9 protein-coding genes are annotated in these 16,602 nt (G+C 67.1%); 7 read left to right on the forward strand and 2 right to left on the reverse strand.

Translation table 11 applies throughout. The annotated features are described in order from the left end of the window. The first annotated feature begins 65 nt into the window (after window positions 1–65). Both ACQPWZ_RS27720 and ACQPWZ_RS27725 read left to right on the forward strand, forming a co-directional pair. Window positions 66–1,667, forward strand: coding sequence for a hypothetical protein (locus ACQPWZ_RS27720; protein WP_433572650.1), 1,602 nt, complete (start codon window positions 66–68; stop codon window positions 1,665–1,667). Between the two features lie 286 nt (window positions 1,668–1,953). After that, the gene (locus ACQPWZ_RS27725) at window positions 1,954–2,397 is read left to right on the forward strand and encodes a nuclear transport factor 2 family protein (protein WP_405573467.1); all 444 of its coding nucleotides are present in this window, start codon (window positions 1,954–1,956) and stop codon (window positions 2,395–2,397) included. A 93-nt stretch (window positions 2,398–2,490) separates the two neighbouring features. On the opposite strand, the gene ACQPWZ_RS27730 is transcribed toward ACQPWZ_RS27725, so the two are convergent. After that, entirely contained in the window at window positions 2,491–4,020 is a 1,530-nt protein-coding gene (locus ACQPWZ_RS27730; protein WP_340475964.1) for a helix-turn-helix domain-containing protein, read from the reverse strand. Window positions 4,021–4,497: 477 nt separating this feature from the next. Here ACQPWZ_RS27730 and acnA point away from each other — a divergent pair, with 477 nt between their 5' ends. Further along, window positions 4,498–7,227, forward strand: coding sequence for an aconitate hydratase AcnA (gene acnA, locus ACQPWZ_RS27735; protein ID WP_340475965.1), 2,730 nt, complete (start codon window positions 4,498–4,500; stop codon window positions 7,225–7,227). Window positions 7,228–7,338: 111 nt separating this feature from the next. On the opposite strand, the gene ACQPWZ_RS27740 is transcribed toward acnA, so the two are convergent. After that, window positions 7,339–11,175: a GH92 family glycosyl hydrolase gene (locus ACQPWZ_RS27740; RefSeq protein ID WP_433572651.1), complete on the reverse strand. Its 3,837-nt coding sequence runs from the start codon at window positions 11,173–11,175 to the stop codon at window positions 7,339–7,341. Window positions 11,176–11,684: 509 nt separating this feature from the next. Between ACQPWZ_RS27740 and ngcE the strand changes: the two genes are divergently transcribed. The 4 genes from ngcE (at window position 11,685) to ACQPWZ_RS27760 (ending at window position 16,560) form a co-directional block, all read left to right on the forward strand. Further along, a complete protein-coding gene (gene ngcE, locus ACQPWZ_RS27745) occupies window positions 11,685–13,133 on the forward strand; it encodes an N-acetylglucosamine/diacetylchitobiose ABC transporter substrate-binding protein (RefSeq protein ID WP_327679278.1) in 1,449 nt (482 codons plus the stop codon). A 49-nt stretch (window positions 13,134–13,182) separates the two neighbouring features. Continuing rightward, entirely contained in the window at window positions 13,183–14,106 is a 924-nt protein-coding gene (locus ACQPWZ_RS27750) for a carbohydrate ABC transporter permease (protein WP_313943546.1), read from the forward strand. A 91-nt stretch (window positions 14,107–14,197) separates the two neighbouring features. Then, window positions 14,198–15,118 (forward strand): carbohydrate ABC transporter permease, encoded by a 921-nt coding sequence (locus ACQPWZ_RS27755; protein ID WP_383245559.1) that lies wholly within the window; start codon window positions 14,198–14,200, stop codon window positions 15,116–15,118. A 242-nt stretch (window positions 15,119–15,360) separates the two neighbouring features. Continuing rightward, window positions 15,361–16,560 carry an ROK family transcriptional regulator gene (locus ACQPWZ_RS27760; RefSeq protein WP_313943545.1) on the forward strand — a complete coding sequence of 400 codons (1,200 nt, stop codon included), beginning with the start codon at window positions 15,361–15,363 and terminating at the stop codon, window positions 16,558–16,560. Window positions 16,561–16,602: the final 42 nt, after the last annotated feature.

The following is a 16,602-nucleotide window of genomic DNA, read 5'->3' on the forward strand; positions in this document are numbered from 1 at the left end:
AGATCTCCATGCCACGGGCCGTCGTCGCCTTCAGACTCGGGTTCCTCGGGGCGCCAAGAAAGTACGTGCAGAGCACACTTGGAACAGCCATGTCGAGAACTGCTCAGCAACAAGTCTTCCGTTTTGTCGGTGCCTCCTGCCTGGCTGCGGCGCTCGCGCTGTCGCCGGGCCTGGCGAGTGCTGAGGCAGCACCCCAAGCACGCGCTGAAGCAGCGACTGCGCTGCCGGCCGCACCAAGTCCTCCTTCTCCACCGCCGGAGGAGGAAGAGCAGCCTCCGCCACCGCCTCAGGAGCAGGAGCAGCCTCCGCCGCCTCCGGAGGAGGAACAGCAGCCCCCGCCTCCGCCCCCGGAGGAGGAGCAGCAGCCTCCGCCGCCCCCGGAGGAGGAGCAGCAGCCTCCGCCTCCGCCCCCGGCGGAGCAGGAGCAGCCTCCGCCGCCCCCGGCGGAGCAGGAGGCGGACCTGAAGAAGCTGACGCCTGACCTGAAGAAGGACGTTCAGGAACTGACGAATCAGCAGGACGCCCCGCAAGAGCTCAAGGAGACGGCAACCAAGCTGAACGACACGCTCAAGGTGATCGAGAACCCGAACACACCGCTGGCAGAGCGCGTCACGCTCGCGAACATCGTGAAGCAGTCGTCGGATGTCCTGGCGAATGTCGACAAGTCGAATGCGTCGCCCGAGGTCAAGGCGGCAGTGACCAACACGGTGGAGCAGTCGACGGATGTTCTGGTGGACATCGGGAAGTCGGATGCGCCGTCGTCGGTCAAGGTCGCGGTGAACAACACCGTGGAGACGACGACGAGTGTTCTGGTGGACGTGCTGAAGTCGGATGCGCCGTCCTCGGTCAAGGTCGCTGTGACGAACACGGTGAAGACGACCACGAGTGTTCTGGTGGATGTCCTGAAGTCGGATGCGTCACCCGCGGTCAAGATCGCTGTGTCGAACACGGTGGAGCAGTCGACGAGCGTTCTGGTGGATGTCCTGAAGTCCAATGCTTCGCCCGCAGTCAAAATCGCGGTGACGAACACGGTGAAGACGACCACGAGCGTGCTGGTCGACGTGCTGAAGTCGGATGCGTCGCAGGCGGTGAAGGTCGCGGTGACGAACACGGTGAAGACGACCACGAGTGTTCTGGTGGATGTCCTGAAGTCGGATGCGCCGTCGTCGGTCAAGGTCGCGGTGACGAACACGGTCGAGACGACGACGAGTGTTCTGGTGGATGTCCTGAAGTCCGGTGCCTCACCCGCGGTGAAGGTCGCGGTGACGAACACGGTGAAGACGACGACCAGCGTCCTGGTGGACGTTCTGAAGTCCAATGCGTCGCCCGCAGTGAAGGTCGCGGTGACGAACACGGTGGAGACGACGACGAGTGTTCTGGTGGACGTTCTGAAGTCGGATGCACCGTCCTCGGTCAAGGTGTCGGCGACAAACGTCGTGAAGTCGACATCGGAGATCCTGGTTTCTTCTCTGAAGGCCGGTACGCCACCAGCGCAACAGAAGGCGGCGACGAACTTCGCGAACCAGGTGAACAACACGATGAAGGCGGCCCAGAACCCGAACTCTTCGTCCGAGCAACGGTCCGAGGCAACCAAGAAGCTCACCCAGTGGGACGACTCGCTTCCGAAGTGCCTGCAACAGAACCCGTTCCAGGAGTGCTTGGCCTAGGCGACAACTGCCAGTGAAACGCCCGTACCTGGGCTCCGGAATCAGAATCGGACGAAGGAGCGGCCCCCTGCAGCGCCCGCGGAAGGTGCGCTGCAGGGGGCCGCTCCTTCGTGCACGCCGAACAGGCTGGCTGAAGGAGACCCGACCCCGCGGAGAGATGCTCCGGCGGGGGAGTCCCTTTACCCCTGACGTAATCGACCCCACGACGCGATCACGGCACCGTGGAACACGTCAGCGAGATCCCCGGCGAGGGATCCGGAAGCGCAGGCCCCGAGGAGCGCGCACCATGTCTCTCACGTCCCCCGACACGACCGCGAGTTCCACCGACGACGCCACCCGTCACGTCGTCCAGGAGTTCATCGCCGCCCGGGTGGCCGGTGACGTCGAGCGGCTCGTCGAGATCTTTGCCGGCGAGGTCGACTGGCAGCTCGCCGAGAACCCCGCCGTCCCGTGGATCCGCCCGCGTTCCACCGGAGCGGAGTGCGCCGCCCAGTTCACCGACCTCGCCGAGCACACGGTGGCCGAGGACGCACGGGCCTCCGTCGACACCTTCCTCGTGGACGGCAACGACGCCGTCCTGATGGGGCACCTCTCGGGAACCGTTCGGGCGACGGGAAAGACCTTCGAGGGCCCCTTCGCCCTCCACCTCACGGTCGAGGAGGGCCGGATCACCCGGCACCACCTGTACGAGAACAGCCTGTCGATCGCCCAGGCGTGCACCGCATCCTGAAGCCCGGCCTCCCGGCCGTCAGCCGTGTCCGGACGATTCCGGTGACACGGCCGACGGCCGGCACGCCGCCAGGAGGTAGGACCCGGGGCTGCCTCAGATGTCGCGGAAGATCTCGATCTGCGCCCCCACCGAGTTCAGCCGCTCCGCCAGCTCCTCGTAACCCCGGTTGATCACATACACGTTGCGCAGGACCGACGTCCCTTCCGCCGCCATCATCGCCAGCAGCACCACCACCGCCGGGCGCAGGGCCGGCGGGCACATCATCTCCGCCGCGCGCCAGCGGGTCGGGCCCTCGACCAGGACGCGGTGGGGGTCCAGGAGTTGGAGGCGGCCGCCGAGGCGGTTGAGGTCGGTCAGGTAGATCGCCCGGTTGTCGTAGACCCAGTCGTGGATCAGCGTCTTGCCCTGAGCGACCGCGGCGATCGCCGCGAAGAACGGGACGTTGTCGATGTTCAGGCCCGGGAACGGCATCGGGTGGATCTTGTCGATCGGCGCCTCCAGCTTCGAGGGGCGCACCGTCAGGTCCACCAGCCGGGTGCGGCCGTTGTCCGCCGCGTACTCCGCCGTGCGGTCGTGGTCCAGGCCCATCTCCTCCAGCACCGCGAGCTCGATCTCCAGGAACTCGATCGGGACGCGCCGGATGGTGAGTTCGGACTCCGTGACGACGGCAGCGGCCAGCAGGCTCATCGCCTCGACCGGGTCCTCGGAGGGGGAGTAGTCGACGTCCACGTCGATGGTCGGGATGCCGTGCACGGTGAGCGTCGTGGTGCCGACGCCCTCCACCCGTACACCGAGTGCCTCCAGGAAGAAGCACAGGTCCTGGACCATGTAGTTGGAGGAGGCGTTGCGGATGACGGTCACACCGTCGTGCCGCGCCGCGGCCAGCAGCGCGTTCTCGGTCACCGTGTCGCCGCGCTCGGTCAGCACGATCGGCCGGTCCGGCGTCGTCGCCCGCTCCACCTCCGCGTGGTACAGCCCTTCCGTCGCGGTGATGTCGAGGCCGAAGCGGCGCAGCGCGATCATGTGCGGCTCGATCGTGCGGGTGCCGAGGTCGCAGCCGCCCGCGTACGGGAGCTTGAAGGCGTCCATCTTGTGCAGCAGCGGGCCCAGGAACATGATGATCGACCGGGTCCGCCGGGCGGCCTCGGCGTCGATGGCGTCCATGTCGAGCTGGGCGGGCGGCACGATCTCCAGATCGAGGCCCTCGTTGATCCAACGGGTGCGTACGCCGATGGAGTTGAGCACCTCCAGCAGGCGGAAGACCTCTTCGATGCGGGCCACGCGGCGCAGTACGGTGCGGCCCTTGTTGAGCAGGGAGCCGCACAGCAGCGCCACGCAGGCGTTCTTGCTCGTCTTGACGTCGATGGCGCCGGAGAGCCGGCGTCCGCCGACCACCCGCAGATGCATCGGCCCGGCATAGCCGAGGGACACGATCTCGCTGTCGAGCGCCTCGCCGATCCGAGCGATCATCTCAAGGCTGATGTTCTGATTGCCGCGCTCGATGCGGTTCACAGCGCTCTGGCTGGTGCCGAGTGCCTCCGCGAGCTGTGTCTGTGTCCAGCCCCGGTGCTGCCGGGCGTCACGGATGAGCTTGCCGATGCGTACGAGGTAGTCGTCTGCCATGGGGGCACGCTATCTCAGATATGAGATGCGATCACGTGAAGGGGGCCTGTCGGAGTGACGAATCATGAGCAAACGGGTGATGCTGCCCATTCAGGGACAGTTGGGGCCGTCGAGGGGTTCGGCCGCCGACCGCGCCACGGCGGCCGAACCGACCGCCCGGTCTCCGCGGTCGCGCCGAGCCCGCACGCGCCGCGACGCCCATCGCCGCTCCGGACGTCCTGCCCCGCCCTCCGCCCATCGCCTCGCCCTCGGGAGAAATGACCGGGTTCGCCCGCCTGGACCCGCTCAGGGCATGAGGTCCGTCACCTGAGTCCAGGCATGACCGATCCGCGGTCATGTACTAGGGTTATCTCGACATCGAGATATCTGCCGAAGGCGTACCGCAGCCGCCACCGGTAAGGGTTACCTAACTAAGCCTTACCTTAGCGGATCGGCGAGGAGCCGTGGCGGCAGCATGGACGTAGTACGCGCACATTGATGAAGGAGACTGTCGTGTCGGCGAACAGCTTCGACGCCCGCAGCACGCTGCGCGTGGGCGACGAGTCGTACGAGATCTTCAGGCTGGACAAGGTCGAGGGGGCCGCCCGCCTCCCTTACAGCCTGAAGGTGCTGCTGGAGAACCTGCTCCGCACCGAGGACGGCGCGAACATCACCGCCGACCACATCCGCTCCATCGGCAACTGGGACTCGCAGGCGCAGCCGAGCCAGGAGATCCAGTTCACGCCGGCCCGTGTGATCATGCAGGACTTCACCGGTGTGCCCTGTGTCGTCGACCTCGCCACCATGCGTGAGGCCGTCAAGGAGCTCGGCGGCGACCCGGCGAAGGTCAACCCGCTCTCCCCGGCCGAGCTGGTCATCGACCACTCCGTCATCGCCGACAAGTTCGGTACCGCGGAGGCCTTCGGCCAGAACGTGGAGCTGGAGTACGGCCGCAACAAGGAGCGCTACCAGTTCCTGCGCTGGGGCCAGACCGCCTTCGACGACTTCAAGGTCGTCCCGCCGGGCACCGGCATCGTGCACCAGGTCAACATCGAGCACCTCGCTCGTACGGTCATGGTCCGAGGCGGCCAGGCCTACCCCGACACCCTCGTCGGCACCGACTCGCACACCACCATGGTCAACGGCCTGGGCGTGCTGGGCTGGGGCGTCGGCGGCATCGAGGCCGAGGCCGCGATGCTCGGCCAGCCCGTCTCGATGCTCATCCCGCGCGTCGTCGGCTTCAAGCTGACCGGTGAGCTCACGCCCGGCACCACCGCCACGGACCTGGTCCTCACGATCACCGAGATGCTGCGCAAGCACGGCGTCGTCGGCAAGTTCGTCGAGTTCTACGGTGAGGGCGTCGCCGCCACCTCGCTCGCCAACCGCGCCACCATCGGCAACATGTCGCCGGAGTTCGGCTCCACCGCCGCGATCTTCCCGATCGACGACGAGACCCTGAAGTACCTGCGCCTGACCGGCCGTGACGAGCAGCAGGTCGCGCTCGTCGAGGCGTACGCCAAGGAGCAGGGCCTCTGGCTCGACCCGGCCGCCGAGCCCGACTTCTCCGAGAAGCTGGAGCTCGACCTCTCCACGGTCGTCCCCTCCATCGCCGGTCCGAAGCGTCCGCAGGACCGCATCGTCCTCGCCAACGCCGCCCAGCAGTTCTCGCTCGACGTACGCAACTACGTCGAGGACGACGACGAGGCGGGCAAGGAGTCCTTCCCGGCCTCCGACGCCCCGGCCTCCACGAACGGCGTCCCCTCGCGTCCGACGACCGTCACCGCCCCCGACGGCTCGACCTACGAGATCGACCACGGCGCCGTCACCGTCGCCGCGATCACCTCGTGCACCAACACCTCGAACCCGTACGTCATGGTCGCCGCCGCGCTCGTGGCGAAGAAGGCGGTCGAGAAGGGCCTGACCCGCAAGCCGTGGGTCAAGACCACCCTCGCCCCGGGCTCCAAGGTCGTCACCGACTACTTCGACAAGGCGGGCCTGACCCCCTACCTCGACAAGGTCGGCTTCAACCTGGTCGGTTACGGCTGCACCACCTGCATCGGCAACTCCGGCCCGCTGCCGGACGAGGTCTCCAAGGCCGTCAACGACCACGACCTCGCGGTCACCTCGGTGCTCTCCGGCAACCGCAACTTCGAGGGCCGGATCAACCCCGACGTCAAGATGAACTACCTGGCGTCCCCGCCGCTGGTCGTCGCGTACGCCCTCGCCGGTTCGATGAAGGTCGACGTCACGAAGGACGCCCTCGGCATCGACCAGGACGGCAAGCCGGTGTTCCTCGAAGACATCTGGCCGACCGAGGCCGAGGTCAACGACGTCGTGGCGAACGCCATCGGCGAGGACATGTTCAACAAGTCCTACCAGGACGTCTTCGCGGGCGACGCCCAGTGGCAGGCGCTGCCGATCCCGACCGGCAACACCTTCGAGTGGGACCCGCAGTCCACCTACGTGCGCAAGCCCCCGTACTTCGAGGGCATGACCATGGAGACCACCCCGGTCGAGGACATCACCGGCGCCCGGGTGCTCGCCAAGCTCGGCGACTCGGTCACCACCGACCACATCTCCCCGGCGGGTGCCATCAAGGCCGACACCCCGGCCGGCAAGTACCTCACGGAGCACGGCGTCGAGCGCCGCGACTTCAACTCCTACGGCTCGCGCCGAGGCAACCACGAGGTCATGATCCGCGGCACGTTCGCCAACATCCGCCTGCGCAACCAGATCGCGCCGGGCACCGAGGGCGGCTACACCCGCGACTTCACCCAGGACGACGCTCCGGTGTCGTTCATCTACGACGCCTCGCAGAACTACCAGGCCGCCGGCACGCCGCTGGTGATCCTGGCGGGCAAGGAGTACGGCTCCGGCTCGTCCCGTGACTGGGCGGCCAAGGGCACCGCGCTCCTCGGCGTCAAGGCCGTCATCGCCGAGTCGTACGAGCGCATCCACCGCTCGAACCTCATCGGCATGGGCGTCCTGCCGCTCCAGTTCCCGGAGGGCGCGACTGCCGAGTCCCTCGGTCTGACCGGCGAGGAGACCTTCTCCTTCACCGGTGTGACCGAGCTGAACAACGGCTCCACGCCGCGCACGGTCAAGGTCACCACCGACACGGGTGTGGAGTTCGACGCGGTCGTCCGCATCGACACCCCGGGCGAGGCGGACTACTACCGCAACGGCGGCATCATGCAGTACGTGCTGCGGAACCTGATCCGCAGCTAGGCACGGCAGTACGGCGGAAGGGCCGCACCCCCGGTGGGGGGTGCGGCCCTTCCGTATGACCGGGGCCTGATCCGGGCACTGCCGGGCAGTGCCCGGATCAGGAGAGCAGGGTCAGGAGATCAGCTCGATCTCCGCCAGCGTCGGTGTCCCCACCGCCACCAGCCGGTACTTCGTGTACGTACCGGGCCGCGCGACGGTGAAGGCGCGGGTCTGCTTGTCCCAGGTGAACTTCTGGCCGGACCGCTGGTCGAGGTCCTTCCAGCGCTCCCCGTCGTTCGAGCCCTGAAGCACCCACCCGGTCGGCGCCTTGGCGCGGGCCGAGGAGGTCAGGGTGTACTGGAGGGCGCGCGTCTTCGACGCCACCGGGAGCTCCACCGTGCCGAGCGTCGCTTCCGTCGCCGACGAGTTGTCGAACAGCGGACCCGAACCCTCGATCACGTCGTGCCGCGGCTTCGGCGTCCGGTCGTCCTGGGTGATGGAGACCGGGGCCGCCTTCTTTCCGCTGCCCCAGGCGGACGGCTTCGGCCCCATCGCGAACTCCAGGGTGCCGCCGCGGGCGATCAGTTCGTGCGGCAGAGCGGTGGAGTTCCAGGACTTGCCGTTCACCTTCAGGCCCTGGACGTAGATGTTCTTCGCGCTGTTCTTCGGTGCCTTGACGACCAGCTTGCGGCCGTTGTCCATGCGGACCGTCACCTTGGTGAACAGCGGCGAACCGATCGCGTACTCACCACTGCCCATCACCAGCGGGTAGAAGCCGAGCGAGGAGAACAGGTACCAGGCCGACTGCTCGCCGTTGTCCTCGTCGCCGTGGTAGCCCTGCCCGATCTCGCTGCCGGTGTAGAGGCGGGAGAGCACCTCGCGCACCTTCTCCTGCGTCTTCCAGGGCTGCGAGGCCGCGTTGTACATGTACGTGACGTGGTGGGCGACCTGGTTGGAGTGGCCGTACATGCCCATCCGTACGTCACGCGCCTCCGTCATCTCGTGGATGACGCTGCCGTACGAGCCGACGAACTCGGGGGAAGCCGTCTCCGGGGTCGAGAAGTAGGTGTCGAGCTTCTTGCCGAGCCCGGAGCGTCCGCCGTAGAGGTTCGCCAGACCGCGGCTGTCCTGCGGAGCGGTGAAGGCGTAGCCCCAGCCGTTGGTCTCCGTGTAGTCGTAGCCCCACACCCGCGGGTCGTACGAGGCGCTCGGCACCCGCCAGTCGCCCTTGAGGTCACGGCCCTGGAAGAAGCCGGCCTCGGAGTCGAAGAGCGAGACGTAGTTGCGCGCCCGGTTGAGGAAGTACTCCGACTCCTCCTTGTACCGCGGGTTCTTGGTCTTCTTGTAGAGCGCCTTGCCCATCGAGGCGATGCCGTAGTCGTTGAGGTAGCCCTCCAGCGACCAGGACAGCCCCTCATGGGTCGAGGTGGAGGCGTAGCCGAGGAACGGCGAGGTCTCCATGCCCTTGCGGCCGACGCCCGAGGACGGCGGGACGACCGACGCGTTCTTCAGCGCCGCCTCGTACGCCGCCTCGGCGTCGAAGTCCACGCCCTTGACGTATGCGTCCGCGAAGGCGACGTCGGAGCTGGTGCCGGTCATCAGGTCCGCGTAGCCCGGCGATGACCAGCGGGAGATCCAGCCGCCGTCCTTGTACTGCTGGACGAAGCCGTCCACCAGCTCGCCCGCCTTCTTCGGGGTGAGGAAGGAGTACGCGGGCCAGGTGGTGCGGTAGGTGTCCCAGAAGCCGTTGTTGACGTAGACCTCACCGTCGACGATCTTCGCGCCGGTGTGGGTGGGCGTGTCCGGGCCGGTCATCGGCGAGAACGGGCTCGCGTACTGCTGCTTGGGCCGCGACGTCGTGCCGGTGTTCTCGAACCCGGAGTTCGGGTAGAGGTACAGCCGGTACAGGCTGGAGTAGAGCGTGGTCAGCTGGTCGCGGTTGGCGCCCTCCACCTCGATCCGGCCGAGCACCTCGTCCCAGGCGTCCTGCGCCTTGTCCTTGACCCGGTCGAAGCGGCTGCTCGCCGGGAGTTCGTCGGCGAGGTTCTTCTTCGCCTGGTCGACGCTGATGAGCGAGGTGGCCAGGCGCAGCGTGACGCTCCGGTCCTTGCCGGCGTCGAACCGGAAGTGACCGCTGACGCCGGTGGCGCCCGAGTCGGTGACCGGGGCGTCGAAGACGCCGTGGACGAAGAGCCGGGTGGCGCCCGTCGACAGACCGCTCTTCACGTCCGAGTAGCCGCTGAAGGAACGGGTGGCCGGATCGAGGGTCAGGCCGCCCTCCTTCGTCACGTTGTCGAAGAGGATGCTCGCGTCGTCACCGGGATAGGTGAACCGCATCATCGCCGCGTGGTCGGTCGGTGTCATCTCGGCCTTGAGGCCGTTCTCGAACGTGACGCCGTAGTAGTGCGGACGCGCGGTCTCGTTCTCGTGCCTGAAGGGCAGCGCCCGCTTGTCACGGTCGGTGTCCGGGGTGCCGGCGAGCGCCGACGGCATCACCTGGAACGTCTGCCGGTCACCCATCCAGGGGCTGGGCTCGTGGCTGGCCGCGAACGCCTCCACGGCGGGCAGATTGTCCGCGTTGTTCCCGCGGGAGTACTCGTACAGCCAGCTCTTGGACTCGGCGTTGGTGACCGGGGTCCAGAAGTTGAAGCCGTGCGGCACGGCGGTCGCGGGGAAGGTGTTGCCGCGCGAGAAGGAGCCGCTGGAGTTGGTGCCGCGGGTGGTCGAGGCGTAGTCCGAGAGGTGCGCGAGGCGCTTCTCCGGGGCCTTCGGCGCCAGCGTGATGTCGTCGACCCAGCCCTGGAACTTCGCCGGGCCCTTGGGGGAGTCGTACGCCACCAGAACGCGGTCGACGGTCTTGCCGGACGCCACCGAGCCGATCCGGGAGGCCACGTGGTTCCACTGGTTCACGTACAGCCGCTTGGCGGCGCCCTGGCCCTGTGGGGTCAGCAGCCCGCCGTGCGCGTCTGTTGCCCGCAGGTCACTCAGATAGGTGCCGTCGGTGAAGGCGAGGTCCACCGACACGTTCGTGGCCGGGTAGTTCAGATCCGTCTCCGGGAGGGAGGGGAAGATCCGGTACGAGAGCTCGGTGTCGCGGCCGACGGCCGTGTTGACGTCGAAGACCTTGTTGTACGAGTAGGCCCGTCCGTCCGCCTTGTGGTTGCCGGCGTAACGCAGGGCACGCTTTCCGGTGAATCCGGCGTTCGACTTGGCGGTGGGGGAGCCGGCCGGTCCGCGGTCGACGAGGCTGCGCATCTCGTCCGGCGTCGGGGCGCTGGTGTCACCGTCCGAGAACTGGACGTCGGCCAACTGGGTGGCGTCCGAGGCACCGTTGTTCTTGGTGATCTCCAGCCGGTAGTGCGCGTACGCCGTCACCTCGGAGGCGGCGCCGATGTCGTACGTTGTGGTCTGGAAGCGCTTCTCGAAGCTCTGGCCCTCGCGGGTGTCCAGGACCTTCCAGTCCTTGCCGTCGGCGGAGCCCTTGAGGGTCCAGTCCTTCGGGTCCCGCTCGGCGTGGTCGTTCGCGGACGTCATGGCGTACGTGACGACCTTGACCGGCTCGTCGGTGTCGAACTCGATCCAGGCGGTGGGCTCGAATCCCAGCCATTTGGTGCCCGGCTGAAGATCGACCAGGTTCTCCTTGGTTTCTCCCGCGCCGGTGTTCTCGCCGCTCGCGCGGAGCTCTATCACCTTGTCGGTGATATTGCCCGGTATTCCGGTGGAGAAGCCGCCATCGACACCGGATGACCGCTTCTTTCCGTCCGGGCCGACTTCTACGGTATTGCGCCAGTCGGGCTGGCGTTCGTCCTCCTCGAAGGAGGTCGTGAATTCCCGGTCTGCCGCGGCGGATCGAGCCGCCGGCGCGGGCTGGGCGACGGCGGCCGACTGGCCCGTCACCACAAGCAGGGAAGCGGCAGCCGCCAGGGCTGCCGCATTGAGTGGACTCTGCCGAAGTCTGGGTCTGGCCATCACGGGCCTGTCCTCCAGGGGAAGCCGCGTCGGACAACGTTGTCAGCGCGATGCGCAGGCTCCAGTAGGGAGGCAAGTGCCACGCGGTGTCAAGGGTGTTGGCGATGTGGCGCGGCTGGATTCGACCGTTCCGCCGCAAATGATGTGGTCATATGGGCGCGCACGGGGGCCAGGTATCCGTCGAGGTCTCAACTCGGGAAAGACTGCTCCCCAAACTTGCTTTCGATCTTGCTCCGTTGACCTGAAGTGGACTATACCTGTCGGCGTCCGCATACCTGTTTTATATGGCAGCGGGCCAGGGGGGACGGGGGAGGCGGGCGGCCGAGCGTATCGACTACCGCCCCCACACGATCCGTTCCCGCTGCCAACCGTGCACGACCCCGAGCTTCACTGGTTTTCCCCCCGGGAGAACACAGCAACTGACCGCGGTGGCGGGGCCCTTCGCCTGTGGCGATATGGACGGGCGACCGGTACACCGCCTGAGTCCTGGAGAAGGCGAGGACTTGAGCATGGGATCCACCTCCGCCCACAACAATGAGGGCCTTGGCCGTCGTAGTCTGATCAAGCGGTCTGCCGCACTCGGCCTGCTGACCGTGCCGACGATGAGCTTCCTGTCCGCCTGCGCGAGCGGCGACGGTGGCAGCAGCGACAAGGTCGACAAGGGCCAGAAGTCCGCCAAGAACCCGCTCGGCGTCAACGAGACGGCGCAGCTCGAGGTGGTCATCTTCGACGGCGGATTCGGCCAGCAGTACGCACTGGACGCCGAGAAGAAGTACCAGGCCGCCTTCCCCAAGGCCCCCAAGGTCAAGCACCGGGCCACCCAGAAGATCCAGTCGGAGCTCCAGCCGCGCTTCAACGGTGGCACCCCGCCGGACCTGATCGACAACTCCGGCGCCCAGCAGATGGACATGGGCGTCCTGGTCGGCAAGAAGCAGCTCTCCGACCTCACCCCGCTGCTGGACGCGCCCTCCATCGACGACCCCAACAAGAAGGTCCGCGACACCCTGCGGCCGGGCATCGTCGAGATGGGCCAGTTCGACGGCGCACCGGTCTGGATCCTCTACTACGCCTACACCGTCTACGGCGTCTGGTACTCGCAGACCAACCTCGAGAAGCTCGACTCCGCGTACCCGGAGACCTGGGACGAGATGCTCGCGCTCTGCGCGAAGGCGAAGAAGAAGGGCATCGCCGGCTGGACGTACGCGGGCAAGCACCCGTACTACCTGCCGTTCTCGCTGTACCCCTTCATCGCCAAGATCGGTGGCCGCGAGGTCCTCGACGCCATCGACAACCTGGAGCCGAAGGCCTGGGAGCACCCGGCGGTCAAGGCCGCGTTCGAGGCGTACTACGAGCTCTACCAGAAGGGCTACATCCTCAAGGGCACGCCCGGCATCGACCACATCCAGTCCCAGACGGCCTGGACCGAGGGCAAGGCGCTCTTCATCCCCAACGGCTCCTGGGTGGAGAACGAGGCGGCGAAGACCACGCCCAAGGACTTCAAGATGATGGTGGCCGCGCCCTCCAGCCTGGATGCGTCCGACAAGCTGCCGTTCGGCACCATCTGGGCGTCCGGCGGTGAGCCCTTCATCGTGCCGGCCAAGGCGAAGAACGCCGAGGGCGGTATGGAGCAGCTGCGCATCATGCTCAGCGAGGCCTCGTCGAAGAGTTTCACCGCGTCGGTGAAGTCCCTGACGGCGTTCAACGGCGGAACCGACGGACTGACGCTCTCGACGGCCATGCAGTCCGGCGTCGACTCGCTGAAGAAGGCCGGCGACAACGTGGTCAACCCGCGCATCCAGGACTGGTACGTGAAGCTCCAGAAGGAGCAGATCGGCGTCGCCGGTCTCGGTGAGATGATGGCCGGCCGCGCGACCCCCGCGGAGACCATCAAGAAGATCCAGGGCTTCGCGGACGCGGCGGCCAAGGACCAGTCGATCAAGCACTACAAGCACCAGTGAGCAGGCGTCACCAGCGGCGGCATTCGCCGGAAGATCGGGGTCGGTAACCATGCAACACGGCAAGTACCGGTTCATCGTGGGCTTCTTGGCTGCCCCCTTGGCCTTGTACGCGGTCTTCGTCATCTGGCCGTTCATCCAGTCCATCTACTATTCGTTCACGGACTGGACGGGCCTGAGCCCGGACTTCAAGATGGTCGGCTTCGACAATTACAGTCGAATGCTCGACGACGACATCTTCTGGAAATCACTGCAGCACAGCCTCTGGTTCGCGCTGCTCCTGCCGCTGGTGACGCTCGGCCTCGCACTGTTCTTCGCGTTCATGCTGAATGTCGGCGGGCGGCGCCGGAAAGGCGCCGCCATCGCCGGCGTCCGCGGTTCGTCGTTCTACAAAATCGCGTACTTCTTCCCGCAGGTGCTGTCGATCGCGATTGTCGCCCTGCTGTTCCAGTTCGCGTACAACCCCAACGACGGTGCGATCAACGGCGCCCTTCAGGCCGTCGGTCTCGACAGCATCCAGCCGGACTGGCTCGGCGACCCGGACCTCGCCCTGTGGTGCGTCATGGCGGTCCTGGTCTGGAGCACGGTCGGATTCTTCGTCGTCCTGTTCTCCGCCGGTATGGCGTCCATTCCCAAGGACTTCTACGAGGCGGCGCTGCTCGACGGCGCGAGCCGGTTCACCACCTTCTTCCGCATCACCCTGCCGCTGCTGTGGGACACCGTGCAGTCCGGCTGGGTCTACATGGGCATCCTCGCCCTGGGTGCGGAGTCCTTCGCGGTCGTGCAGATCATGACCGTGGGACCGGGCGGACCCGACTACTCGACCACGGTTCTCACGCTGTACGTGTACCAAACGGCCTTCCGCGACGGACAGGCCGCCTATGCGACCACGATCGGTGTCGCCCTGCTCGTCGTCACCCTGGCCTTCGCGGCCGTCGTGATGCGGCTGGGCCGGCGCGAGCGGCTGGAGTACTGATGCGGCGTCATCCCGGGGACACGCCCTCGGACCCCCGGCAGAAAAGCAGCTCGGTCGCGGTGGCCGGCACGACAGTACGAGGTGATTTCCGGTGAAATCCACTGACGCGCCGCCCGCCGGTGTCTCCGAGGTCCGCCCGCCGGTCATGAAGACGAAGGTGCAGCCCGCCGCCCCCGCCAAGAAGACCTCGGGCAGCGTGCTCAACGTCTTCTCGCACGGCGTGCTCGTCATCTGGGCGATCATGGTCGTGCTGCCGCTGCTGTGGGCGGTGATGACGTCCTTCAAGACGGACCGGGCGATCTTCACCTCGCCGTGGTCGCTGCCCGACTCGCTGCACTTCGAGAACTGGTCGCGCGCCTGGAGCCAGGCGCACATGAGCGACTACTTCCTCAACACCATCCTGGTCGTGGGCGGTTCGCTGATCGGCACGCTGCTGTTCGGCTCCATGGCCGCGTACGTCCTGGCGCGCTTCGACTTCCCCGGGAACCGCTTCATCTACTTCCTCTTCATCGGAGGAATGAGCTTCCCGATCATGCTGGCGCTGGTGCCGCTGTTCTACGTGCTGAACAACGTCAGCCTGCTGAACACGCTGCACGGTCTGATCCTCGTCTACATCGCCTACTCGCTGCCGTTCACGGTCTTCTTCCTGACCGCCTTCTTCCGGACGCTGCCCTCGTCGGTGGCCGAGGCCGCGATGATCGACGGCGCGTCGCACACCCGGACCTTCTTCCAGGTCATGCTGCCGATGGCCAAGCCGGGACTGATCAGCGTCGGCATCTTCAACTTCCTCGGGCAGTGGAACCAGTACATGCTGCCGACCGTGCTCAACACGGACCCGGACCGCAAGGTGCTCTCGCAGGGTCTGGTGGAGCTGGCCGTGAGCCAGGGGTACAAGGGCGACTGGTCCGGACTGTTCGCCGGTCTGGTGATGGCGATGCTGCCGGTGCTTGCCGCGTACATCATCTTCCAGCGTCAGGTGGTGGCGGGACTGACGGCCGGCGCGATCAAGTAGCCCGTCCGTGCCGAAGCGACGGCCGTGCCCCGGCGGGCCTTCCCGCCGGGGCATTCGCCGTACCGTTGCCCTGTACAACCGGTGCGCGGGTGTCCCTCGCGCCGCTCAAGGTCTTGACGGGATAACCCCCTGGGCGTTCAGCTTAGAGTTCACAAGTTGGAGAGACGTCGGGATTGCCTCACGGGGATTCCGGCCGGGGGCGGCCGTCGTGCCGCCCACCGGGGGCAGGAGTGGATGAGTCAATGGAGACTCCGGGATCGCAGACATCTCTGCACCGGGCCAACCTCGAACGGGTTGTGCGCGCGGTCCGCATGGCGGGCTCGCTGACGCAGGCCGAGATCGCGAGGAGCACCGGCCTGTCCGCGGCCACGGTCTCCAACATCGTTCGCGAACTGAAAGACGGCGGCACCGTCGAGGTCACACCCACCTCCGCCGGCGGCCGGCGGGCCCGCAGCGTCTCCCTCAGCGGTGACGCGGGCATCGTGATCGGCGTCGACTTCGGCCATACGCATCTGCGGGTCGCCGTCGGCAATCTCGCCCACCAGGTGCTGGCCGAGGAGTCGGAGCCGCTCGATGTCGACGCCTCTTCCGCGCAGGGCTTCGGGCGGGCCGAACAGCTGGTCAACCGGCTGATCTCGGCGACCGGGATCGGCCCGGACAAGGTGATCGGCGTGGGCCTCGGTGTGCCCGGTCCCATCGACGTGGAGTCCGGCACCCTCGGCTCCACCTCGATCCTGCCGGGCTGGACGGGGATAAACCCCAGCGAGGAGCTCTCGGGACGGCTCGGCGTCCCGGTCTACGTGGACAACGACGCCAACCTCGGCGCCCTCGGCGAGCTGGTCTGGGGCAGCGGACGGGGGGTGCGGGACCTCGCGTACATCAAGGTCGCCAGCGGTGTCGGCGCCGGTCTGGTGATCGACGGCCAGATCTACCGCGGGCCGGGCGGCACGGCCGGGGAGATCGGCCACATCACCCTGGACGAGTCCGGTCCCGTGTGCCGCTGCGGCAACCGCGGCTGCCTCGAGACATTCGCCGCGGCCCGCTACGTTCTGCCGCTGCTCCAGTCCAGCCACGGCGTCGATCTGACCATGGAACGCGTGGTCCAGCTGGCCCGGGAGGGCGACCCCGGCTGCCGCCGGGTCGTCGCCGATGTGGGCCGCCACATCGGCAGCGGCGTGGCCAATCTCTGCAATCTCCTGAACCCGAGCCGCGTAGTACTGGGCGGGGACCTCGCGGAGGCCGGAGAATTGGTTCTGGGACCCATTCGTGAGTCCGTCTCCCGGTACGCCATCCCCAGCGCCGCGCGGCAGCTGTCGGTGGCACCGGGCGCCCTCGGCGGACGGGCCGAGGTGCTGGGCGCGCTGGCTCTGGTGCTCAGCGAAATGGGCGATTCGACCCTTCTTGACAGCGCTCTGCCGACCAGTGCGCCTGCCTTCACTTAGATAACGAATGGCACCGTTGTCATCTCGTTAAGGATTTACTCC

The sequence above is a fragment of the Streptomyces sp. CA-251247 genome (assembly GCF_050952975.1).
Lineage (GTDB): Bacteria > Actinomycetota > Actinomycetes > Streptomycetales > Streptomycetaceae > Streptomyces > Streptomyces achmelvichensis.

Excerpts from the sequence above, each read along its gene's own strand:
- ACQPWZ_RS27740 (WP_433572651.1), bottom strand. The coding sequence starts at position 11,175 with ATGGCCAGACCCAGACTTCGGCAGAGTCCACTCAATGCGGCAGCCCTG.
- ACQPWZ_RS27750 (WP_313943546.1), top strand. The coding sequence starts at position 13,183 with ATGCAACACGGCAAGTACCGGTTCATCGTGGGCTTCTTGGCTGCCCCC.
- acnA (WP_340475965.1), top strand. The coding sequence starts at position 4,498 with ATGAAGGAGACTGTCGTGTCGGCGAACAGCTTCGACGCCCGCAGCACG.
- ACQPWZ_RS27730 (WP_340475964.1), bottom strand. The coding sequence starts at position 4,020 with ATGGCAGACGACTACCTCGTACGCATCGGCAAGCTCATCCGTGACGCC.
- ngcE (WP_327679278.1), top strand. The coding sequence starts at position 11,685 with ATGGGATCCACCTCCGCCCACAACAATGAGGGCCTTGGCCGTCGTAGT.
- ACQPWZ_RS27760 (WP_313943545.1), top strand. The coding sequence starts at position 15,361 with ATGGAGACTCCGGGATCGCAGACATCTCTGCACCGGGCCAACCTCGAA.
- ACQPWZ_RS27725 (WP_405573467.1), top strand. The coding sequence starts at position 1,954 with ATGTCTCTCACGTCCCCCGACACGACCGCGAGTTCCACCGACGACGCC.